The following is a 23,322-nucleotide window of genomic DNA, read 5'->3' on the forward strand; positions in this document are numbered from 1 at the left end:
GGCGAGCCGAGCCCGCCCTGGGCGCTGAACCCCCTCCCGCACCGGGGGTGGTGCCGGACTCTCCCTCGGCGGGAGAGTCCGGCACTGCCGACGGGTCAGGAGTGGAAGATCTCCCTGATGTCGCTGATCTCGCCTGCGGCGTTCAGGGTGACCTCGTAGGCCCCGAACGACGAGCACGCGTGTCCGGGGTCGGTCTGGTGGGTGAGGCACTTGTCGATGTGGTCCCACACCTGGCCGAGGTACTCCGCCTTCCACGGGGCCGGACCGGACAGCGTGCCCGTGGCCTGCGGCGCGAAGCGCAGCGGTGTCTGCTCGGCGCCGACCGGCTCGTAGTGGCCGTCGTTGGGGTCGCACACGAACTTGGTGTTGCGGTAGTACAACGAGTCCTTGCTGGGTGCCTTGATCGGGTAGACGATCCGGTGTCCGGGCTTGGTGGTCGGCGCCGGGCCGCAGTCGTCGCCCGGGTCGCCCGCCGAGGACCGACTCGCCGACGGCTTGGTCGACTTCGGCGCCTGGGTGCCCGGCGCGCCGGAGCCGCCGGGGTTGCCGGTGGGCGGCGGCGCGACCACCGGTGCCGTCGAGGGCGTGCTGTCGGCCGCCTCGGTTGTGCCCTTCTTCTTGTCGTCCGCGTCGCAGGCGACCAGCGCGAGCGCGCCGATCGTCACGGCCGTGATCCCGCCCAAGGTCCTGCGTGTGATCGGATGCATCGAACCCCCTGTGCGTCGGGCGCGGCGCGCCCGTACTTCGATGGAACTCGAACACATTAGCGATCTTGGGACGCGAGCACCCGGGATCCGCCCCCGAGTTGGCAAAGCCGAGCCCAAGGAGTGAACCGGGCCGGGCAAAACGGCACGCTGCGGACATCCCGCCGTCGTCTCGGTCAGGTGTTCGTGGCCGGATCCGTACCCGTTCGGCCCCGTCGGCGGTCCGCTCGCGATAGCGTCACGCGGAGGTCTTCGGGACCAGAGGCGAGGTGGGACCCGTGCGGTTCGGATGGCTGCGACGCCATGAGCGTCACCTGGAGGAATACCGGCACCGGCGCGAGCTGCAATCGCCGTGTCCGGGCCTCGCCACGCCCGAAACCCCGCCCGCAGCGCCGTCCTTCGCCGAACCCGGGCGGACCGAGGGGCATGATCCGGCCGAACCGGAATCGAATCCGCCGGACGGCGCGGGCACTCCGGCCGAGGCCGACGACGCCGAGGCGACCCGGGCCGAGATGTTGACCGAGAAGGCACGGCAGTTGACCCGCGCCGGTCGGCACGCCGACGCCGCCGCGCCCGCCCGCGCCGCGGTGCGGATGCTGGGCGCGCTCGCCGCGAGGGACCACCGCCGGCACGGGCCCGCCCTGGTCGGCGGACTGCGCGCCTTCGCCGCCGTACTGGCCGCCGACGCGCGCACCGAGGACGCGGTGAAGGTGGCCTCGAGCGCCGCCGAACACGCCCGCAGACTGGCCGCGTTCGACCACCGAGCGCACCGCCCGCTGCTCGCGTTGACCCTGCGCGAGTTGGGGGCCCGACTCGGCGACCACGGCGACGAGTCGGCCGCGCTCGGCGCGCTGCACGAGTCGGTACAGCTCTTCCGCACCCTCGCCGCCCGCACGCCCGAGCGGCACCGGGTCGAACTCGCCCTGTCCCTGGACGAACTCGCCGGCCGACTCGCCGCCGGCGGCGCGAGCGAACCCGCGCTGGCCGCGTTCACCGAGGCCGAACGACTGCTCGGGGTCGGCCCGCCCGAGGCCCGGCAGGCCGCCGTACTGCTCCGACACGCCACCCTGCTCGCCCGCCTCGGCCGCGGCCCCGAGGCGATCGCACTGGCCACCGAGGCGGTCGAGGTGCGCCGCGGCTACGCAAGCGCGGAGCACGCCCCCGCCGGGCGCCGCGAGGACGAACTCGCCGCCTCGCTACAGAGTCTGGGCCTGCTGCACAGCGCCGCCGGCGCGCACGACGAGGCGGTGGACGCGCTGGAGGAGGCGGTCCGGCTGCGGGCGAGACGGGTGCGGGCCGACCCCGTGCTGGCCCGCCGCCCCGAAGTCCCGGTCACCTACGCGCTGTACGGCATCGTCCTGGTCGCCGCCGGCCGGGCCGCCGACGCGGTGCCGCCGCTCGCCGCGGCCCTGGGTGTGGGCACCGCGCTGAACCTGGACCGCGTCTCCGACCTGGCCGGCGACACCCTCGTGCGGGCCCACCACGCCGACCCCGACGCGGTGCGCAACCGCTGGCTCGCGGCCACCGGCGAGGAGTTGCCGGCCTGGATCGAACACGGCGGGCGCCGCCCGCTCCCGCACCAGGCCGACCGCCGCCGCGTACACCGCCCGGTCCCCCAGGAGGCACTGCCCGCCCGCGACTGACCCCAGGCCCGGGCGGCGCCCGGGGAACGACGCGCAAAAAAGCCGCCGGAAGTCACGACGGCACCCGAAGGTGGGTCGTCACTCCCGGCGGCTCCCCCGACGGGGGCCTAGCGCGGGTCTGAAGACACGCGCCAGGGCCGACCGTACGGGTACACGCTCGTCGAGCCCGGAACCGGACTCAGAGTTCGCCGCGCAGCTTGGCCAGCGCCTCGGCGAGGATCGCCTCGCCGTCCGCGTCGCTGCGCCGCTCGCGCACGTAGGCGAGGTGCGTCTTGTAGGGCTCGGTACGCGGGGCGTCCGGCGGGTTGTGCTGGTCCTGCCCGGCGGGCAGACCGCAGCGGGGGCAGTCCCACGTCTCGGGGACCTGAGCGTCGGTCGCGAAGCTCGGCTGGGTCTCGTGCTTGTTCGCGCACCAGAAAGAAATACGGAGACGTGGGGCTGCTTCGCCGCGCTCAGCCTCCCCCATCGGGCCGGCGCCGACCCGACTCCCACGGATGGCGTTGCCACTTGCCACGGTAAAAACTCCCCTTGGTCCTTGAGGTCGCGCCCCCGTTGCGCGGCTTGGCGTCCAGTGTACGTGCGCCTCGCGCAAGGTTGAACCGAGCGGTGGCCCTTTTCCGACCGTTTCCGACAGTCCGTCAGAAAGGCCACCGCGCGGGTGGAAACAGCGGCCGAACCGGCCCTGTCGGTACGCGTTTGTCGATACGAGTCGTCAGTACGAGTTCTTCAGGAGCAGACCGAGTACGACGATCGTCGTGATCCAGCACACGCCGACGATGATGGTCATGCGGTCGAGGTTCTTCTCCACGACGGAGGAACCGCCGAGCGAGGAGGACATGCCGCCGCCGAACAGGTCCGACAGGCCGCCGCCCTTGCCCTTGTGCAGCAGCACCAACAGCACCATGAGCAGGCTGAAGACGATCAGGGCGATCGAGAAACCGGTGATCACGGCCGGGCCCAACTCCTTCTGGCGGAACGCGGAGGCCGGAGATTCCCGGCCACCGGACAGAGTACGCTGCCGCGCCCCGCAAGTGGGAGCCGTGCGGCCCTTCGGCTAATCCGGCGGATCATAGTATTACGGCTGGTCGAGCCCGCTCCGCTCCACCGGCGACCGCCCCTCCCCGACGTCTGCCGCCGCGGCGTCGGCCGGCCCGACGTCGCCGGTGTCCTCCAGCTCCACCTCGTGGCCAGTGCCGCTGACCAGCGCACCCGTGCTGGTCAGCGGGTGCCCCCGCCCGGCGTCCCGGGTGCCGCGCACCGCGCCCGTGCGGCGCACCGTGACCCGGTTGTCACCGCCCGCCACGATCGCGCCGGTGTTGGTCACCGGGCCGCCCGACAGGCTGATCCCGTCGTTGCGCGGCTCGTCCGCGTCCCCGTCGTCGGGCTCCGGTCCGGTCACGTTCGGTTCGGCGGCGTTCACGAGGTACCTCCCGCTGTCGATCGTGCGCCGGTGCCGACCCCGCCGGAACCGCGCACGGACGCCTGGTTGCCGCGGCCCGCGACGATCGCGCCGCTGTTGTTGAGATCACCCGAGACGTGCTGGATGATCCCGTTGTTGAGGACCAGCTCGTTGCGCTGCCGATACTCGGTGACATCCACGTTCCTGCGCTGGAGGAAGTCCAGCACGAATACGGTGAACTTGCGCTCGATCAGCTTGAGGTATTTCTCCGCGTCCGAGTTCTGGAAGAACGTGGCGTAATTCGCCGACGCGCCCAACTCGCGCACCGAGGCCCGCGCGCCCCGGTCCACCGGCAGGTTGCGGGCGGTGCGCTCGTGCGCCGCGCGCAGGTTGCCGGCCCGGCGCCACCACGAGGTCCACACCCGCATCAGCCGCCCCGCCGCCGAGGCCATCAGCCCCGGCGCCTCCACGAGCGCGTGGCCGAACGCCCCCCACAGGGTGGCCGCGTCGGCGGCGTGCAGCCACTCGTCGGCGACGTGGAAGTCGGGCCGGATCGGCGGCAGCACCAACTCGTGCAGCTCGGTGTACAACAGGCGGCCGTCAAGGGTGAAGCGGATCAGTACCGAGACGACCACCTCCTGCGACCACGTGCCCACCCGCACACACAGGTAGCGTCGGGTCGCCTCGGCCGGCGGCGGCACCGCGCCGCCGGTGATACCGCTGCTGAACTCGTGCATCTGCACACTCAGCCCGGTCAACCGGTGCCGGCCCTCCTCGGACCGGGACAACTCCTCGAACGCGGTGCAGATCGCACCGGTCAGCTCGTCGACGGTGAACGGGGTGTATCCGTTCTTGTCGGCGGTACGCGGTCGCGGTGCGTCCAGTACGGAGGGCTCGGCCCCGCGCAGTTCGACCGGGAAGGTCCAGCTCTCCACCAACTCGCCCGCGCCGACGAACGGCACGTAGCCGCTGTAGCGCACGGCGGAGGGAATCGGCGGCGGCACCACCGAACCCGGCGGCCCGGCGACGTCGACCGGGGCGTGTGTCGGGCGCGGCGGCAACACCTCGGTCAGCGCCCCCTGCAACGTCCCGACCCCGCCGATCGGCGCCGGGCCGGCCGGCGGCGGCGTCGGCACCCAGGTGCGCCCGGGGCCCAGGTCCGAGACCACCGTGGCGCGCTGCTGCATACGCTCGATCCACACCACGAACACCACCACGGCGTAGGCGGGCAGCACGGTCAGCGCGATCATCGTGAAGTCCGGCGGCTCCCCGGTCCCGCCCGCCACCAGGTACAGCATCAGCCCGAACAGCAGCGCCGCCATCCACGACACCTGCGCCGCCGCCCGGCTCCGGAGGTCGCGCACACCGCCCCCGCCGACGACGCCGCTGCGCACCGTCACCAGACCGAAGAAGACCACCAGCGCCAGCCAGGTCAGCCCGGCCGCGACGCCGAACCCGATCAGGGCCATCATCACCGGCACCAAAAACGCGATCACATCACGCAGGATCCGCCGCCTGCGGGCGGCCAACGCGTGCTCCAGGACCGCCTGTTCGTTGTATCCGTAGGACGGCGCGCGGTCCCGGTGCGCGTTCTCCCACAGTTCCTCGATCACCCGCGCGGCGAACCGCTCGTCGATCTCCGCACCCGTACACAGATACCGTGTGGCTCCGGTATCCCCGGTTCTGGACATGTCTGGAAAGGACACCCGCACCCCCTGGGGGCAGCCGGCCACAGTCGCCGCAGAGGGGCGACTACCGGCCACTTGGCGATGACTTATGGTCAGGTACCGGTTATGGGTGGAGCAAGCGGGTTGGAAATACTCGCGTCGGGTTTATGAGGAACGAGTGGTTCCGGCCCCGATGACCGATCGGCGCACAATCTCGGACACGCGTCGGGCCCGGGACGACGTGCGCCCCGGGCCCGACCGACCACCCTTGGTCCTACTGCTCCTGGTAGCGCACGATCCGCGCGAAGTCCTCCGCGAGGAGGCAGGCGCCGCCGACCAGGCCGCCGTCCACGTCGGCCTGCGCCATCAGGCCGGCCACGTTGTTCGGCTTCATCGAACCGCCGTACAGCACCCGCACCCGGTCCGCCAGGTCGGCGGAGTACAGCTCGGCGAGCTTGCCCCGAATCGCCGCGCACACCTCCTGCGCGTTCTCCGGGGTGGCCACCTCGCCCGTGCCGATCGCCCAGACCGGCTCGTAGGCGATCACCACGGACTCGGCCTGCTCGGGGGTGATGCCCTTGAGCGCGCCCTCGACCTGGGCGAGCGTGTACGCGACGTGCTCGCCGGCCTTGCGCACGTCCAGGCCCTCGCCGACGCACACGATCGGCACCAGGCCGCTCGCGTAGGCGGCGTGCGCCTTGGCGTTGACCAGCGCGTCGTCCTCGTGGTGGTACTGGCGCCGCTCGGAGTGGCCGACCAGCGCGTAGGTGCAGTTGAGCTTGGCCAGCATCGACCCGGCGATCTCGCCGGTGTACGCGCCGCCCGCGTGCTGCGAGATGTCCTGGGCGCCGAAGGTGAAGCGGAGCTTGTCCGCCTCGACCATGGTCTGCACCGAGCGCAGGTCGGTGAACGGCGGCAGGACCGCGACCTCGACCCGGTCGAAGTCCTTGTCGTTCAGGGTGAACGCGAGCTTTTGCACCAGGGAGATGGCCTCGATGTGGTTGAGGTTCATCTTCCAGTTGCCCGCCATCAGCGGGATACGACCGGAGGTGTTCTTCACGGCGGACATCGGATTCAGCCCTCCAGGGCTTCGAGGCCGGGCAGGGACTTGCCTTCGAGGTATTCCAGACTCGCGCCGCCACCGGTGGAGATGTGGCCGAAGGCGTTCTCGTCGAAGCCGAGGGTGCGCACGGCCGCGGCCGAGTCGCCGCCGCCGACCACGGTGAACGCGTCGGAGTCGATCAGCCCCTGGGCCACCGCGCGGGTGCCGTGGCTGTACGGCTCCATCTCGAACACGCCCATCGGGCCGTTCCAGAAGACCGTCTGCGCGTCGGCCAGCTTGTCGGCGAACAGCTCGCCGGACGCCGGGCCGATGTCCAGGCCGAGCCGGTCCGCCGGGATCGCCTCGACGGAGACCACCGCGTGGTCCGCGTCGGCGGCGAACGCGGTGGCCGCGATCACGTCTACGGGCAACACGAACTCCACGCCCTTGGCCTCGGCCCGGGCCAGATACTCGCGGACCCGGTCGATCTGGTCCCGCTCCAGGAGCGACTTGCCCACCTCGTGGCCCTGCGCGGCCAGGAAGGTGAACACCATGCCGCCGCCGACCAGGATGCGGTCGGCCCGCTCCAGCAGGCTGTCGATCACGCCGAGCTTGTCGGAGACCTTCGAGCCGCCCAGGATCACCGCGTACGGGCGCTGCACGTCGTCGGTGAGCCGCTTGAGCACGTCCAGTTCGGTGGCGATCAGGCCGCCGACCGCGTGCGGCAGCCGAGCCGGCACGTCGTACACCGAAGCGTGCTTGCGGTGCACCGCGCCGAAACCGTCGCCCACGTACACCTCGGCGAGGTCGGCGAGCCGGTCCGCGAACGCCCCGCGCTCGGCGTCGTCCTTGGCCGTCTCGCCCGGGTTGAAGCGCAGGTTCTCCAGGAGCGCGACCTCGCCGTCGGCGAGCTTGCCGACGCTCGCCCGGGCGCTGTCGCCGACCGTGTCGGTCGCGAACGCCACGTCGGCGCCCAGGAGTTCGCCGAGCCGCGCGGCCACGGGGGCGAGCGAGTACTCGGGCTCGGGGGCGCCCTTGGGCCGGCCCAGGTGCGAGCACACGATCACCTTGGCGCCGCGAGCACGCAGCGCCTCGATGGTCGGCACGCTCGCCCGGATCCGGCCGTCGTCGGTGATGCGTCCGCCGTCGAGCGGGACGTTGAGGTCGGCGCGCACCAGGACGCGCTTACCGGATACGTCGATGTCGTCGATGGTCTTCAAGTTCGACTCGTCCTCGGATGTCGAAGAAACGGTGGGGATGGTCGTGCCCGGCTGTCGAAGAAACGGGCCCGGGTGACGACGTGTCACCCGGGCCCGCATCGTCAAGCGTCGACTATCGGCACGTGTGCCGGTCCGTCAGAGCTGACCACCGATGTAGCCGACCAGGTCGACCAGGCGGTTGCTGTAGCCCCACTCGTTGTCGTACCAGCCGACGACCTTGACCTGCTTGCCCTGGGCCATGGTCAGGCCCGAGTCGAAGGTGCACGAGGACGGGTCGGTCACGATGTCGGAGGAGACGATCGGGTCCTCGGTGTAGGTGAGGTAGCCCTTGAGCGAGCCCTCGGCGGCCTTCTGGAAGGCGGCGTTGACCTCGTCGCGGGTGACCTCGCGCTCGAGCTCGACGACCAGGTCGGTGACCGAGCCGGTGGGGACCGGGACGCGCATGGCGATGCCGTCCAGCTTGCCCTTGAGCTCGGGGATGACCAGCGCGGTGGCCTTGGCGGCACCGGTGGAGGTCGGGATGATGTTGGTGGCGGCGGCGCGGGCGCGACGCAGGTCCGAGTGCGGGAAGTCCAGGATGACCTGGTCGTTCGTGTACGCGTGGACCGTGGTCATCATGCCCTTGACCAGGCCGAAGTTCTCCAGGAGCACCTTGGCCATCGGCGCGACGCAGTTGGTCGTGCAGGAGGCGTTGGAGATGATCGTGTGCGCGGCGGCGTCGTACTTCTCGTGGTTGACGCCCATCACGATCGTGACGTCCTCATTCTTGGCCGGAGCCGAGATGATGACCTTCTTCGCGCCGGCCTCGATGTGCTTCTTGGCCTTCTCGGCGTCCGTGAAGATGCCGGTGGACTCGATCACGATGTCGGCGCCCAGCTCGCCCCAGGGCAGTGCGGCCGGGTCACGCTCGGCGATGACCTTGAAGGTCTTGTCGCCGACGGTGATCGCGTCGTCGGTGTGGGTGACCTCCTGGCCGATGCGGCCGAGGATGCTGTCGTACTTCAGCAGGTGGGCCAGGGTCGCGATGTTCGTGAGGTCGTTGACCCCGACGATCTCGAAGTCCGCGCCCGAGGCCAGCGCCGCGCGGAAGAAGTTGCGGCCGATACGGCCGAATCCGTTGATGCCTACCCGGATCGTCACGAACCGATCTCCTCTGTCGAACGCCGAATGCCCTGATGGTGAATGGCCGAGGAGATGGTCAGTGGAATCTGCGATATCCCCGGCCATGTCCGACCCTACCGTGACGCCCCGGGCACCTCCACGCAGGCTTGCTGCGCAAGGGGCCCAGAGCGGGACGGATCGTCGCAAAGCAGATCAGTGTGCGATCTCGGGCGGGTTACTTCTCCCCGACCGACTTCGTGATGCCGAAGGCCGCGACCCCGGCGAACACGAAGACGAGGAAGTCGAAGAACTCCAGTCCGTCCTTCCAGCCCCGCATCAGCTCGCTGCCGTAATCGGTGAGCACGTCGAACACCGAGATGTTCAGTTCGTCGGCACCGGACAGGGTGAGCGCGGTGAGCTGCCCCAGGACGACCCCGAGCAGCGCCAGCACCGTGGCGACCACCGGCAGCACCGGGTTGGCCCCGCCGACCCGGCCCACCGCGAACGCGATGAGCGCCGCGACGCCCACGCCGAACCAGGTGCTCTGGATCTCCATCGACTTGACGATTACGCCGTACACCCCGGCGGCGACCAGCATCGCTCCCACCCCGGCCAGCACGGCCAGACCCGCGTTGCCGGTACGCGGCGGCGGCTGCTGCGGCGGCGGGCCGCCGTACGGGCCCGAGCCGAACGGTCCGGGCGGGCCCGGCTGCGGTCCCCACTGGCCGGGACCCTGCTGCTGCGGCCCCCACGACCCCGGCGCATTGTTGCTCACGAAGAAATCCCCCCGAAAGAAGTGCACATGCGGGAACCCGCATGTGCGCAGAGACGTTAATGGCCCCCGGCGGAGAAGTCTCCGCCGGGGGCCGGTGTCACGGCCACCGGTTTTCACCGGTGGGTCGATCACCCGTGCTCGCGCCTACTTGTACAGCTCCCGCAGGATGCGGTCGACGAAGACCTTGCGGTCCTCCGCCGTGGCCAGCTGCTCCAGGCCGAAGCCGACGAGCACGGTGTCGTCGGTGGCGATCACCGACGAGCCGAACACGGCCTGGCTGCGGGTGAATCCGACCAGCGCCGGGTCGCCGGGCGGCGGGCCGGCCAGGGCCCACGGGCCCAGTCCGGTCTCGAAGCCCTCGGCGTCGACCACGCCCGACGTCTTGACGACCTTGGTGTCGTCCACGAACAGGCCGGTCCCGCCGGTGTTCGCGTCGCTGACGTACGAGATCGAGACCTCGATCTTCTTGCCCGCGTACGCGGACAGGTCGAACGCGACCGGCTTCCAGCCCTGCGAGTTGCCGGTGAAGGAGTTCCACGATCCGGTGGTGCCGTTGCTCAGGCACTTGGGAGTGGTCACCGTCAGGTAGTGCCGCAGCTGCGGGTGGGTGCCCGCGAAGCTGCCATCCTCACACGAGGCGGGTGGTTTGGTAGTGCTGTTCCCGTTCAGGTCGGGCAGCGTCGTCCAGTCGTCGGCGCCGACCGTGTGCGCCTCCACGATCGCGTGGTCCCAGTTGGCCTCGGTGCTGTACGAGAACTGCGCGGTCAGCTTCGCCGCGTCCGCCGCGGTGACGGAGGTGAGGTCGATCGTGCGGACGAGGCGCTTGTACGCGTTGTCCGTGTGCAGACCGTTGATGTACCACTTGCCCTCGGCCGGCGAGTACGGCCCGGACGTGTTGCCCGAGTAGGTCGCCACCGAACGGCTGTCGAACATCGGGAACTTGTCCGGCGTCAGGATCGCGCTGGTGGGCAGGAACCCGCCCGCCTCGTTCAGCGGGTTGGACGCGGTGCCCGGGAGCGCCTTGTCGATCCCCTCGAACGGCGCGGCCGAACCCACCACGCCGGTGGCGCCGTTGGTCGCCGACCGGTCGAAGGCGCCCAACCAGTACTGGCTGAAGTCGTCGGAGACGATCAGACAGTCACTGGTCGGGTCGGAGGTGACCTTGCACGGCTGGTCGGGGTGCCCGTTCAAGCCGTAGTAGATGCCACCGCCCGCGGCGCTGCGCAGGGGACCGTAGTAGCCCGCGGTCTCGCCGAGGTAGGCGAGCTTGCCGCCCTCGTTGAGGTAGTCGCGCACGTTGACGGTCAGATCCTGCACCAGCGGGGTGACCTGGGCATCCTTGTAGATCTCGCCCTGGACGTCGGTGTTCTCGTGGGCCGCGTCCGTGGTCAGTCGGTTGTCGCCGAGGTACCAGAACACCCCCTTGAAGTGCGAGAGCACACCGAGGTGGTGCGGTGCGCCGAGCTTGTCGACGTCGTAGACGGCCGCCTTGATGCCGTTGGCCGCCAGCGCGTCCACGTACTGCTGCGCGTACTTGGGACCGACGGTGTTCGGCGGGTAGGTCGGGTTGACGCCCTTGTAGTCCTCGTTGGCCAGGACCAGCGTCTCGGTCTTCTCGGCGATGCCGCTCTCCACCGTGAAGGTGAAGCGATCGCTCTCCACCTTGCCGGTGCCGGCCTTATCGCCGGTGAACCACACCTCGACCCGGTCACCGGTACGCACGTTCTTGATGTCGCCCCGGTATTCGGCGTAGTAGGCCGAACCCTGCTCGCCGTACCGCTTGCCGCCCTTCCACTCCTTGACGCCCGCGGTCTTGGCCGGGCCGCCGTTGACGCGGTAGTTGAGCTTGCGGTTGGTCAGCGCGCGCTTGGCGATCACCGCGACGGTCTGGTCGTCGTGGTCCTCGGCGTAGGAGTGCTCGAACCGGTCGGCGATCAGGTCGGGGGCCTTGCGCCCGACCGAGGAGACCGGGTCGTCCGGGTCCTTGGCCGACTTGGCCACCGACAGCGCGAACGCCTGGTTCTTCGCGTACTCCATCTGGATCAGCGTCTCGTCGTTCGGGAAGCTGAAGATGCCGCCGCAGTTGTCCACCGTGTACGGGTCGTCCGGCAGATAGCCGGCGGCCGTGGCACACGTGGACATCTCCGGGGTGAACGACAACGTCTTGTACGCCTCGTTCATCTGCCCGTCGGTGTCGCCGTTGGTCACGTACAACTCGGCCGACAGGTCCGGGTCGTAGTCCGCGACGGCCGGGTGCGCGTCGTCGCCCGCGAGCGCGATCATGATCTCGTCGTCGGGGCTGGGCGTGGCCACCTGCGAGCCGACCCCGTACAGGATCAGCTGCGCGGCGGAGTGGTAGTTGACCACGAACTTGGCCTTGATGTGCCCGGCGAAGGCCTCCAGCGCCCGGGTCTCCGGCTCGGAGGACGGGGCGGGGCCGCGGTAGGTCTCGTTCAGCGGGTCGGGCGAGGAGCCCTCGTTGTCGTAGCCCCACTTGTAGTCGAAGTTGCGGTTGAGGTCGACACCGTCGCCGGCGGTGATCACCCCGTCGCCGTTGTTGTCGCGCAGGTTCTTGCGCCACAACCGCTGACCGGTTTGGAAGGTCCAGTCGTAGCCGTCGGGGTTGGCCGAGATCACGAACCACAGCTCGTTGTCCTCGACCAGTCGGGTCGCCTCGGCGTCGGTGCCGTAGCCGTCCACGAAGTGGTGCAGGAGCCGGCGGGTCATCTCCGGCGTGATCCACTCGCGCGCGTGCTGGTTGGACATGTACAACACGGCGGGCTTGGACCCGTCGGGGCTGGTGCGGACGTTCTTGGTCACCTTGACCGCGAGGATGTCCTGCCCGAGCACGGTCTTGCCGATGCTGACGGTCTTGGCGATGTCCGGGTGGTCCTTGGCGAGTTGCACCAGTTCGGCGCCGAGGCCGCCCGCACCGCTGTACTTGCGGAAGACGCCCGCCGCGGCCGGAGCCGCCGTGCGGTTCTGCGCCTGGGACTTCGCCTCCACCGAGAGACCGGCGGCACGCAGCTTGGCGGCCTGGGCATCGCTCAGGACCACCTCCAGCTCGGCCTTGCCGTCGGCGCCCTTGGTGGCCTTCGTCTCGTGTCGGTCCACGCCCAGGTCGAAGATCTGCTTCACCTGTGCGGCGTCGGCCTTGATCGTGTAGGACTGCGGACCGTTGTCGCCCGCCGGAGGAAGCTTCGCTTCCGGTGGTGCGCTGGTCACTTCGGGATAGGAGCCGGGGCCGGCGGCGGGTGCCGCGGTGCTCGCCGGCGCTGCGGTCAACAGACCCAGCGCCAGCGAAAGCGCCGCGATCCCCGTCGTGGCCAGCCGAACTCGTCTGGTGGTGCCCGTGGAACGATGACGCCTCATCGACCCCCCAGTCGTGGGTTAGGCGTGCATACGGGTAAGGCGCGGAATCACCACCCGAGGGATGGAACGTGACTCCTGCGCCCGGGTGTTGCGCATGCTACGGCACCTACCGCGTGGTACACGAGACCTGACTGACGGTCATATTCGGTCGAAGCTACGCGCAAAGATTCCACGATGTGATCAAAACCAGTCGGGACACCACGGCTCGCGCGGCGTCCGCAACAATGCCTCGGCCCGCTCGGCGGCGCCGGGTGACAATTCGGATATTCGCCCGGCCACGGCCAGCCGCACCGGCGACCCCGAACCCAGGTACAACGCGCCGAGCGTGGCCACGTCCAGGGCCAGCTCGGCCGGCTCCCCGGTCGGCACACACGTGCCGCCGTCGAGTCCGCCGTCGATCGCGAACCGGCCGGCCGCGTACCCGAGATCGTCGGACACCTCGACCACGAGCCGGTCCCGGGCGCCGTAGGTGCGCGCGGAGAACGCGGCCGGAGCGTCCAGGATCCGGGTCCAGACGAAGTCCCGGCGGGTCTGCGTGGTGATCGCCCGGGGGTCGGTGAGCAGCATCGGCAGCAGTTCGTCGGGGCTGCGGTCCGCGGCCTCGATCTTCTCCACGTAGTCCACGCTCGCGCAGAACCGCCACAGCGCGAACTCGGCCGCCGGGGTCAGCGCCAGCAGCGAGTCCACGGTCAGCGTCACCTTGGGTACGAACTCGTCCCAGTGGTCGTCGGTGCGGTAGGAGACCAGGCCGGCGACCTTTCCGGACGGGTCGCGGTAGATCGCGTGGAAGCGCGGTGGCGCCGGATTCGCGGGAGAGGGGTTCAGACCGGTGTAGTTGCCCCACCACAGCGCCGTGCGGCCGATCGCGCCCGCGCGCAGCCCGCGGAACTCCTCGTGCAGCGGCGGGCCCAGCTCGGCCACCTCCTCGGGGGTGACCAGCTCGACCCGCCCGCCCTCCTCGACCGGCGCGTCGGGGACGAAGTCGGTGCGCAGCATGTCGAGCGTGAACTTTTGGTATTCGGTGGCCACGCCGAAGCCGAACCGCCCGTATATGCGGTACTCGGCGGCGATCAGGATGGCCAGCATCTCGCCGCGCGCGGCGGCGTCCGCCAGGTCGAGCCGCATCATCTCGGTCAGTAGCCCGCGCCGGCGGTGGGTGGGCGAGACGGTCACGTTGGTGATCGCCGACACCGGCACGATCGCGCCGCCGGGCACGGTCAGCCCGGTGGCGAAGCTGCGGAAGGTGCCCACACAACGATCTCCGTCGTAGGCCCCGCGCGTCCTGGCCAGGTCGGCACGCTCGCGCCAGTGGGCCAACCGCTTCTCGCGGTTCTCCTTGGAGTCGTCGGGAACTCGGAGAAAGCCGACGCCGACGGCGGCGGTCCACGGGATGATCTCGTCTTCGTCGATCGTGCGGACGTCCACGGTGATGGTTCCTTCCCTCGCGTGCGCGGCCTTCCCTCCGCGGCAACGGACGAAGGCGCCGATCCCGAGACCCTATGCCTCGCGGATCGACGCCTTCGAATGGGTTTTCGCTCACGCGGCGGACGCGCGTGCCGGGCCCGCCGTTCGCACCGCCCGCGCCGCCGGGCCCCGGAAGCGCTCAGGACACGAGTATGTCCACGGACAGTCCGGCGTCGGTGCCGGGCATGCCCAACTCGCCCGCGCGCTTGTCGGCCATCGCCAGCAGGCGCCGGATCCGACCCGCGACCGCGTCCTTGGTCAGCGGCGGCTCGGCCAGCCCGCCCAGCTCCTCCAGGGACGCCTGCTTGTGGTCGAGCCGCAGCTTGCCGGCCGCCGCCAGGTGCTCCGGGACCTCCTCGCCCAGGATCTCCAACGCCCGCTGCACCCGTGCCCCCGCGGCCACCGCCGCCCGGGCCGAGCGGCGCAGGTTCGCGTCGTCGAAGTTGGCCAGCCGGTTCGCGGTGGCCCGCACCTCGCGGCGCATCCGCCGCTCCTCCCAGGCCAGCACACTCTCGTGCGCGCCGAGCCGGGTGAGCAGCGCACCGATCGCGTCGCCGTCGCGCACCACCACCCGGTCCACCCCGCGCACCTCGCGCGACTTGGCCGCCAGGCCCAGCCGACGGGCCGCGCCGACCAGGGCGAGCGCCGCCTCGGAGCCGGGGCAGGTCACCTCCAGGGCCGAGGAGCGGCCGGGTTCGGTGAGCGAGCCGTGGGCCAGGAACGCACCGCGCCAGGCGGCCTCCGCGTCGCACGTGGCACCCGAGACGACCTGGGGCGGCAGTCCGCGTACCGGTCGTCCGCGCGCGTCCAGCAGCCCGGTCTGGCGGGCCAGTTGATCGCCGCCGACCGCGACCCGGACCACGTAGCGGCTGCCGCGACGCAGCCCGCCGGGGGCCACCACGACCAGGTCCGAGCTGTGCCCGTAGACCTCGAGGATGTCCTTGCGCAGCCGGCGCGCGGCCATCGCCGTGTCCAGCTCCGCCTCGATGACGATTCGCCCGCCCACGATGTGCAGTCCGCCCGCGAAGCGCAAAAGGGCGGAGACCTCCGCCTTGCGACAGCACGACCGGGTGACCGGGAGGCGGCTGAGCTCGTCCTTCACTGCTGCCGTCATCGCCATGGAGCGATCCTTTCACGATCGACGAAGATCCGGCCGTAGGCCGAGGCCAACCGTTCGGGGTCGTGTCGCGGCGAGCCGTCGACCGCCGACACGGGGGCCAGATGGATGTGTCCACCGAGCGCCGCCGTGGCCCGTTCCAGGCCCGGTACGTCCTCCACACGGTCGCGGTCGCCGAGGACGATGTCAAAGGTCAGCCCCGGGGCGTGCGCGGCCAGCACCTCCAGGTGCTGCTGCGGCGAGAAACCCGCCGTCTCGCCCGGTTGTGGGGCCAGATTCAGCGCCAGCAGCCGCCTGGCCTTGGTCTCCACCAGCGCCGCCGCCAACTCGGGAACGAGCAGGTGGGGCAGTACCGAGGTGAACCACGAACCGGGCCCGACAACCACCCAATCGGCGTCACGCACCGCCGCGACCGCCTCGGGCACCGCCGGCGGATCGGCCGGGAGCAGCCGGATCCCGCGCACCTCACCCGGGGTGATCGCGACCTGCGCCTGCCCGCGCACCGTGGACACCCACTCCGGGTGGGCCGGATCGTGCCCGGCGACGTCCGCCTCGATGTCGAGCGGGACCGCCGACATCGGCAACACCCGCCCGTGCGCGCCGAGGAGGCGGCCCATCCAGTCCAGCGCCGCGATCGGGTCGTCCATCAGTTCCCACAGGCCGACCAGGAGCAGGTTGCCGACCGCGTGCCCGTTCAGTTCGCCCTCGCGACGGAACCGGTGCTGGATGACCCGACTCCAGGTCACCCCCCACTCGTCGTCGCCGCACAGCGCGGCCAGCGCCATCCGCAGATCGCCCGGCGGCAATACGCCCAGGTCCTTGCGCAGCCGCCCGCTGGAGCCGCCGTCGTCGGCGACCGTGACGATCGCCGTCAGGTCGTCGGTGAGTCGGCGCAGCGCCGCCAGCGAAGCGGAGAGCCCGTGTCCGCCGCCCAGGGCGACCACCTTGGGGCCGCTCATTCCCTGCCCATGTCGCGGTGCACGAGCACGGTGTCCAGGCCGTCCTCGGTGAGCCGGCGGGCGAGGCGCTCGGCCATCGCGACGCTGCGGTGCTTGCCGCCGGTGCAGCCCACCGCGAGCGTGACGTAGCGCTTGCCCTCGCGCCGGTAGCCCTCGGTGACGATGTGCAGCAGCTCGGCGTAGCGGTCCAGGAACTCCTTCGCACCGGGCTGGTCGAACACGTAGCGGCTGACCGCCTCGTCCATGCCGGTGTGCGGGCGCAGTTCCGGGATCCAGTGCGGGTTGGGCAGGAAGCGGCAGTCGACCACCAGGTCGGCGTCCACGGGCAGGCCGTACTTGAAGCCGAAGGACATCACCGTGGCGCGCAGCTGCGGCTCGCCGGAGCCGGCGAACCGGTCGTCCATCCGGGCCCGCAGCTGGTGCACGTTCAGGTCGGAGGTGTCGATCACCAGGTCGGCCTCGCCGCGCAGTTCGCGCAGCAGTTCGCGCTCGCGGGCGATGCCGTCGGGGATGCGGCCGTCGTCCTGGAGCGGGTGCGGCCGGCGGACCCCCTCGAAACGGCGCACCAGTACATCGTCGGACGCCTCCAGGAAAACAATCCGACGCACCACGCCGGACGCGTCCAACTCGCCGAGCGCGGAGCGCAGGTCGTCGAAGAAGGTGCGTCCGCGCACGTCGACGACGACCGCTATCCGCGCGACCGCCCCTTGCGTGCGGGCCCCGAGGTCGACCATGGCGGGGATCAGCGACGGCGGCAGGTTGTCCACCACGAACCAGCCGAGGTCCTCCATACCCTTGGCTGCGGTGCTGCGACCGGCGCCGGACATGCCGGAGATGATCACCAGCTCCGGGGTGCCCTCGACCTCGTCGTTCGTGTTCTCGGTACTCATGCGTCCCCCCGGTGCGTGCCGCACCTACGGCTGGGCGAGTTCAACGCTTCCTCCTGCTGGTTCCTGCCTCGGGGGTACGACCGGGACCGCCTCGTCCGCCGCGCCGACCCCGTCGTCGGCGCCGCCTTCGCCGCCGTCGTCGACCTCGGCACCGCCACCGGCGTCGACGCCGCCGGCGACGTCGTCGTCTTCCATGATCTCGCCCGTGGCGGTGTTCACGGCGGGAGCCGCGGGCGCCCGCGTGGCGAGCGCCGCCACGATCGCCGCCGCGGTGGCCCGACCGATGCCGGGCACCTCGGTGATCTGTTCGATGCGGGCCGCGCGCAGGCGCTTGAGCGAGCCGAAGTGCGCGAGGACCGCCTTGCGCCGGGTCTCGCCCAGGCCCGGGATGTCGTCCAGCACGCTCGCCGTCATCGCCTTGGAGCGTTTGGCGCGGTGGTAGGTGATCGCGAAGCGGTGTGCCTCGTCGCGGATGCGCTGGAGCATCAGCAGCGCCTCGCCGCTGCTGCGCGGGAGCACGATCGGGTCGTCCTCCCCCGGGACCCAGACCTCTTCGAGCCGCTTGGCCAGACCGCACACGGTGACGTCCACCACGCCGGCCTCCTCCAAAGCCCGCATCGCGGCGGCGACCTGGGGTTGTCCGCCGTCGACCACGACCAGCTGCGGCGGATACGCGAACCGCTTCGGCTTGCCGGTCTCGGGGTCGATCGGCCCGGTGTGCTCCGCGCCGTCGGCGCCCTGCGCGTCCGTCGCCTCCGCAGCGGCGTCGCCGGCCGCGTCACGCGCCAGGTCGGACTTGTACCGCCGAAAGCGCCGGGTCAGCACCTCGTGCATCGCGCGCGGGTCGTCCTGGCCCTCGAAGGTCTTGATCGCGAAGCGCCGGTACTCGCTCTTGCGCGGCAGCCCGTCCTCGAAGACCACCATCGAGGCGACCACCTCGGTGCCCTGCAGGTGCGAGATGTCGTAGCACTCGATGCGCAGCGGCGCGGTGTCCATCTCCAGTGCCTCGGCCAGCTGTTGCAGCGCCAGCGAGCGGGCGGTCAGATCGCCCGCCCGGCGCAGCTTGTGCAGGTTCAGCGCCTGGGCGGCGTTGCGTTGCACGGTCTCCTGGAGCGACTTCTTGTCGCCGCGCTGCGGGACCCGCAACTCGACCTTGGCGCCGCGCAGTTCGCACAACCATTCGCTCAGTGCGGCGGTGTCGGCGGGCAGCGCGGGCACCAGCACCTCGCGCGGTACCGCCTCGCCGCGCTGTTCGCCGTAGAGCTGTTGGAGGAAGTGCTCGACGAGGTCGGCGGTGTCCACGTCCTCGACCCGCTCGGTGACCCAGCCGCGTTGGCCGCGCACCCGGCCGCCGCGCACGTGGAAGATCTGGACGGCGACCTCGAGTTCGTCCTCGGCGAGGGCGATCACGTCGGCGTCGGTGCCGTCGCCGAAGACGATCGCGTTCTTCTCCAGGGCGCGGGTCAGCGCGGCCAGGTCGTCGCGCAGGCGGGCCGCCTTCTCGTATTCCATCGCCTGCGCGGCCTGCTTCATCTCGCGCTCGACGCGCTTGACGTAGGGCCCGGTGCGGCCGGCCATGAACTCGCAGAAGTCCTCGGCCAGCGCGTGGTGGTCCTCGGCGGAGATCTTGCCGGTGCACGGCGCCGCGCACTTGCCGATGTAGCCGAGCAGACAGGGTCGGCCCACCTGGCGGGCGTTCTTGAACACCCCGGCCGAGCAGGTGCGTACCGGGAAGACCCGAAGCAGCAGGTCGAGCGTCTCGCGGATGGCCCACGCGTGCCCGTACGGCCCGAAGTAGCGCACCCCCTTGCGGTGCGGACCGCGCATCACCTGGGCGCGCGGGAACTCCTCGTTCAGCGTCACCGCGAGCGAGGGGTAGCTCTTGTCGTCGCGGTACTTGACGTTGAAGCGCGGGTCGAACTCCTTGATCCAGGAGTATTCGAGCTGGAGCGCCTCGACCTCGGTGCCGACCACGGTCCAGTCCACCGAGGCGGCGGTGGTGACCATGGTCTGGGTGCGCGGGTGCAGGTTGGCCAGGTCCTGGAAGTAGGACGAGAGCCGGGCGCGCAGGTTCTTCGCCTTGCCGACGTAGACCACGCGCCGGTGCTCGTCGCTGAACCGGTACACACCGGGCGACGTCGGAATCTGGCCGGGCGCGGGCCGGTACGACGACGGGTCCATTTCTCCACCCTATGTGCTGGCTCCAACAGATTTTCGCGGTCAACCCACCACGATCTCGCCGTTCGCGACGGTGACCGGCAGCGGCGTCAGGCCGCGCTTGGCGGGTCGGCGCACGACCGAACCGTCGTTCATCGAGAACTGGCTGCCGTGGCACTGGCACTGGATGACACCCTGGTCGACCTTGGTGACCAGACAGCCCTGGTGCGGACAACGGGCGTCGAACGCTTTGTAATCGTCCTTGGCCGGCTGGGTGACCACGATCGAGGTGTCGGTGAAGACCTTGCCCTTGCCGACCACCACGTCGTCGGCCCGGCCCACCGTGACCGGACCGTCGAGCAACTTCTTCTCGTGCGGCGTCGCGGGCTGGTTGTCCGTCGCACAGGCGGTCACGGCCACGCCGGCGACGCCGACCGCGCCCACCACTGCGGCGCCGCGCAGCAGCGTGCGCCGATCCGGTCCGGGCTCGCCCGCGGTGTCGGACGGGTGCTCGGGCCGGGGCTGGTGCTGCGCGGTCATGCGGGATCTCCTTGTGAACGGGTGACGCCGGTGGCGCGGCCGGACGTCGGCCGCGCCACCGTGAGGCCGGTCAATCCTCGCACCCGGCCCCCGCGCCACTCGCGTCAGCGTCGGTCCTGGAGCACGTCCTGGAGGAACTTGCCGGTGTGGCTGCCCGCCACCTCTGCGACCTCCTCGGGGGTGCCCTCGGCGATGACGAGCCCGCCGCCGCTGCCGCCCTCGGGGCCGAGGTCGACGACCCAGTCGGCGGTCTTGATCACGTCGAGGTTGTGCTCGATCACGATCACCGTGTTGCCCTTGTCGACCAGGCTGGTCAGCACGCCGAGCAGCCGGCTGATGTCCTCGAAGTGCAGACCCGTGGTCGGCTCGTCGAGGACGTAGACCGTCTTGCCACTGGAGCGGCGCTGCAGCTCGGAGGCCAGCTTGACGCGCTGCGCCTCGCCGCCGGAGAGCGTGGTGGCGGGCTGGCCCAGGCGCACGTAGCCCAGGCCGACGTCGTTGAGCGTGCGCAGGTGCCGGGCGATCGCGGGGACCGCCTCGAAGAAGGCCAGGGCCTCCTCGATCGGCATGTCCAGCACCTCGGAGATGTTCTTGCCCTTGAAGTGCACCTCCAGGGTCTCCCGGTTGTAGCGCGCGCCGTGGCAGACCTCGCACGGCACGTATACGTCGGGGAGGAAGTTCATCTCGATCTTGATCGTGCCGTCGCCCGCGCAGTTCTCGCAGCGACCGCCCTTGACGTTGAACGAGAACCGGCCCGGGAGGTAGCCGCGCACCTTGGCCTCGGTGGTCTCCGCGAACAGCTTGCGCATGTGGTCGAACACGCCGGTGTAGGTGGCCGGGTTGGAGCGCGGGGTGCGCCCGATCGGTCCCTGGTCGACGTGCACGACCTTGTCCACCAGGTCGGTCCCGGTGATCCGGGTGTGCCGGCCCGGCACGCTGCGCGCGCCGTTGAGCTCGCGCGCCAGGTGGGTGTACAGGATGTCGTTGACCAGGGTCGACTTGCCCGAGCCGGAGACGCCGGTGACCGCGGTGAGCACGCCGAGGGGGAAGCCCACGGCGACGTCGCGCAGGTTGTTCTCCCGGGCGCCGTGCACCACCAGCCGGCGCTTCTTGTCCGGCACCCGGCGCTCGGTCGGGGTGGGGATCGACCTGCGGCCGGAGAGGTAGTCGCCGGTGGCCGAGCGCTTGTTCTTGAGCAGGTCCTTGTAGGTGCCCGAGTGCACCACTTCGCCGCCGTGCTCGCCGGCGCCGGGGCCGATGTCGACGACCCAGTCGGCGACCCGGATGGTGTCCTCGTCGTGCTCGACCACGATCAGCGTGTTGCCCATGTCGCGCAGCCGGACCAGGGTCTCGATCAGCCGGTGGTTGTCGCGCTGGTGCAGGCCGATGGAGGGCTCGTCGAGCACGTAGAGCACGCCGACCAGACCGGAGCCGATCTGGGTGGCGAGCCGGATGCGCTGCGCCTCGCCGCCGGACAGGGTGGCCGCGGGGCGGCTCAGCGAGAGGTATTCCAGGCCCACGTCGATCAGGAAGCGCAGCCGCTCGTTGACCTCCTTGAGCACCCGCTCGGCGATCTTCTTCTCCCGCGCCACGAGCTTGATCCGGCTCAGGAACTCGGCGCAGTCGCTGATCGACATGCCCGCCACGTCGGCGATGGACTTGTCGGCGATGGTCACCGCGAGCACGATCGGCTTGAGCCGGGCGCCGTGGCAGGTGGCACAGGGCACCTCGCGCATGAAGCCCTCGAAGCGCTCGCGACTGACGTCGGTCTCCGCCTCGGAGTGCCGGCGCACGATGTAGGGCAGCGCCCCCTCGAACGAGGTGTAGTAGGAGCGCTCGCGCCCGTAGCGGTTGCGGTACTTGACGTGGATCTGCGTCTTGTGGCCGTTGAGCAGCGCCTTCTTGGCCCGCTGCGGCAGCCCGTCCCAGGGGATGTCGGTCCGAAAGCCCATCTCCTCGGCGAGCGAGGAGACCAGCCGGCCGAAGTATTCCGACGCGTGTCCGACGTTCCACGGCGCGAGCGCGCCCTCGTCGAGCGACTTCTGCCCGTCGGGCACGACCAGCTCGGGGTCGACCTCCATGCGGGTGCCGATGCCGGTGCAGTCGGGACAGGCGCCGAACGGCGAGTTGAACGAGAACGAGCGCGGTTCCAGCTCCTCGAACGACAGGTCGTCGTAGGGGCAGTAGAGGTGCTCGGAGAACATGCGCTCGCGGTGCGCGTCGTCCTCGGGCAGGTCGACGAAGTCCAGGATGACCATGCCGGAGCCGAGCGCGAGCGCGGTCTCCACCGAGTCGGTCAACCGGCGCTTGGCGGAGGACTTCACGGTGAGGCGGTCGATGACCACCTCGATCGTGTGCTTCTCCTGCTTCTTCAGCTTGGGCGGGTCGGTGAGCTGGATCACCGTGCCGTCCACCCGCGCCCGGCTGTAGCCCTTGGACTGGAGTTCGGCGAACAGGTCGACGAACTCGCCCTTGCGCTCGCGCACGATCGGCGAGAGCACCTGGAAGCGGGTGCCCTCCTCCAGCTCCAGGACCCGGTCGACCACCTGCTGCGGGCTCTGCCGGGCGATCGGCCGGGAGCACTGGGGACAGTGCGGGTGGCCGATCCGGGCGTAGAGCAGGCGCAGGTAGTCGTAGACCTCGGTGATGGTGCCGACCGTGGAGCGGGGGTTGCGGTTCGTCGACTTCTGGTCGATCGAGACCGCGGGCGACAGGCCCTCGATGAAGTCGACGTCGGGCTTGTCCATCTGCCCGAGGAACTGGCGCGCGTAGGACGAGAGCGACTCGACGTAGCGGCGCTGTCCCTCCGCGAAGATCGTGTCGAAGGCGAGGGAGGACTTGCCGGAACCGGACAGGCCGGTGAAGACGATGAGTGAGTCGCGCGGAAGGTCGAGGGAGACGTCCTTGAGGTTGTGCTCGCGCGCGCCACGGACGATGAGACGGTCGGCCACTTGAGAATCGAAACCCTTCGACGACATGCCGCTGCGGCTGAATGGTGTCGAGCTGAACGGAAGCCGATCAGAGGCTGATCGGTACGCGTCGACAGTGCGGATCGAGGATGCGGACCCGGGAGTGGTCGCAGCCGAGGTCACGCCGGTGGTGACGTTCTGCGGCCCCGGGTCGTTATGTCCTCGCGCCATCGTAAGCAGCCGGGGGCAGGTGTTTGTTCCCCTTTGAGGCGCCAGGCTATCGCACATTCATTCGAACAAAACTTCATCGGGTCGTTCTTCACCCGATCGTGTGAAGCCCCGGCCCGGGCACTCGGGCCTGCC

18 protein-coding genes are annotated in these 23,322 nt (G+C 70.5%); 1 reads left to right on the plus strand and 17 read right to left on the minus strand.

Annotated features, from left to right (window positions below):
• Positions 1-95 precede the first annotated feature (95 nt).
• The gene (locus tag ACH4XV_RS11995; RefSeq protein ID WP_395788869.1) at positions 96-707 is read right to left on the minus strand and encodes a hypothetical protein; all 612 of its coding nucleotides are present in this window, start codon (positions 705-707) and stop codon (positions 96-98) included.
• Between the two features lie 275 nt (positions 708-982).
• Between ACH4XV_RS11995 and ACH4XV_RS12000 the strand changes: the two genes are divergently transcribed.
• On the plus strand, positions 983-2,347 hold the full coding sequence (locus ACH4XV_RS12000; RefSeq protein WP_395788871.1) for a hypothetical protein: 1,365 nt from the start codon (positions 983-985) through the stop codon (positions 2,345-2,347).
• Positions 2,348-2,525: 178 nt separating this feature from the next.
• Here ACH4XV_RS12000 and ACH4XV_RS12005 read toward each other — a convergent pair whose 3' ends face one another.
• From ACH4XV_RS12005 to uvrA, 16 genes are all read right to left on the minus strand, one after another.
• Positions 2,526-2,861 carry an RNA polymerase-binding protein RbpA gene (locus ACH4XV_RS12005; protein ID WP_040877318.1) on the minus strand — a complete coding sequence of 112 codons (336 nt, stop codon included), beginning with the start codon at positions 2,859-2,861 and terminating at the stop codon, positions 2,526-2,528.
• A 198-nt stretch (positions 2,862-3,059) separates the two neighbouring features.
• The gene (gene secG / locus ACH4XV_RS12010; RefSeq protein ID WP_126641305.1) at positions 3,060-3,296 is read right to left on the minus strand and encodes a preprotein translocase subunit SecG; all 237 of its coding nucleotides are present in this window, start codon (positions 3,294-3,296) and stop codon (positions 3,060-3,062) included.
• A 126-nt stretch (positions 3,297-3,422) separates the two neighbouring features.
• The gene (locus ACH4XV_RS12015) at positions 3,423-3,767 is read right to left on the minus strand and encodes a hypothetical protein (protein ID WP_395788873.1); all 345 of its coding nucleotides are present in this window, start codon (positions 3,765-3,767) and stop codon (positions 3,423-3,425) included.
• Positions 3,764-5,437: a hypothetical protein gene (locus ACH4XV_RS12020; protein WP_395788875.1), complete on the minus strand. Its 1,674-nt coding sequence runs from the start codon at positions 5,435-5,437 to the stop codon at positions 3,764-3,766. The genes ACH4XV_RS12015 and ACH4XV_RS12020 overlap by 4 nt, the downstream gene beginning before the upstream one ends.
• A gap of 250 nt (positions 5,438-5,687) precedes the next feature.
• Complete coding sequence (gene tpiA, locus ACH4XV_RS12025; protein WP_380011463.1) at positions 5,688-6,443, minus strand: triose-phosphate isomerase; 756 nt, start codon at positions 6,441-6,443, stop codon at positions 5,688-5,690.
• A 44-nt stretch (positions 6,444-6,487) separates the two neighbouring features.
• On the minus strand, positions 6,488-7,675 hold the full coding sequence (locus tag ACH4XV_RS12030) for a phosphoglycerate kinase (RefSeq protein WP_395788877.1): 1,188 nt from the start codon (positions 7,673-7,675) through the stop codon (positions 6,488-6,490).
• Positions 7,676-7,810: 135 nt separating this feature from the next.
• Positions 7,811-8,815 carry a type I glyceraldehyde-3-phosphate dehydrogenase gene (gap, locus tag ACH4XV_RS12035; protein ID WP_126641300.1) on the minus strand — a complete coding sequence of 335 codons (1,005 nt, stop codon included), beginning with the start codon at positions 8,813-8,815 and terminating at the stop codon, positions 7,811-7,813.
• Between the two features lie 196 nt (positions 8,816-9,011).
• Entirely contained in the window at positions 9,012-9,551 is a 540-nt protein-coding gene (locus ACH4XV_RS12040; RefSeq protein WP_395788879.1) for a hypothetical protein, read from the minus strand.
• 144 nt (positions 9,552-9,695) lie between these two features.
• A complete protein-coding gene (locus tag ACH4XV_RS12045) occupies positions 9,696-12,923 on the minus strand; it encodes a M14 family zinc carboxypeptidase (protein ID WP_395788880.1) in 3,228 nt (1,075 codons plus the stop codon).
• Between the two features lie 180 nt (positions 12,924-13,103).
• Positions 13,104-14,348 carry a GNAT family N-acetyltransferase gene (locus tag ACH4XV_RS12050; RefSeq protein WP_395788882.1) on the minus strand — a complete coding sequence of 415 codons (1,245 nt, stop codon included), beginning with the start codon at positions 14,346-14,348 and terminating at the stop codon, positions 13,104-13,106.
• Between the two features lie 178 nt (positions 14,349-14,526).
• Complete coding sequence (whiA, locus tag ACH4XV_RS12055; protein ID WP_020553580.1) at positions 14,527-15,507, minus strand: DNA-binding protein WhiA; 981 nt, start codon at positions 15,505-15,507, stop codon at positions 14,527-14,529.
• Positions 15,498-16,463: a uridine diphosphate-N-acetylglucosamine-binding protein YvcK gene (gene yvcK, locus ACH4XV_RS12060; RefSeq protein WP_395788884.1), complete on the minus strand. Its 966-nt coding sequence runs from the start codon at positions 16,461-16,463 to the stop codon at positions 15,498-15,500. Before yvcK ends, whiA begins: the two co-directional genes overlap by 10 nt.
• On the minus strand, positions 16,460-17,353 hold the full coding sequence (gene rapZ, locus ACH4XV_RS12065; RefSeq protein WP_380011315.1) for an RNase adapter RapZ: 894 nt from the start codon (positions 17,351-17,353) through the stop codon (positions 16,460-16,462). Before rapZ ends, yvcK begins: the two co-directional genes overlap by 4 nt.
• A gap of 24 nt (positions 17,354-17,377) precedes the next feature.
• A complete protein-coding gene (gene uvrC / locus ACH4XV_RS12070; RefSeq protein WP_395788886.1) occupies positions 17,378-19,534 on the minus strand; it encodes an excinuclease ABC subunit UvrC in 2,157 nt (718 codons plus the stop codon).
• A 39-nt stretch (positions 19,535-19,573) separates the two neighbouring features.
• The gene (locus tag ACH4XV_RS12075; protein ID WP_395788888.1) at positions 19,574-20,050 is read right to left on the minus strand and encodes a Rieske (2Fe-2S) protein; all 477 of its coding nucleotides are present in this window, start codon (positions 20,048-20,050) and stop codon (positions 19,574-19,576) included.
• A 104-nt stretch (positions 20,051-20,154) separates the two neighbouring features.
• A complete protein-coding gene (gene uvrA, locus ACH4XV_RS12080; RefSeq protein WP_395788890.1) occupies positions 20,155-23,001 on the minus strand; it encodes an excinuclease ABC subunit UvrA in 2,847 nt (948 codons plus the stop codon).
• Positions 23,002-23,322 lie beyond the last annotated feature (321 nt).

Origin of the sequence: Embleya sp. NPDC020630, from assembly GCF_044334985.1 — a bacterium.
Lineage (GTDB): Bacteria > Actinomycetota > Actinomycetes > Streptomycetales > Streptomycetaceae > Embleya.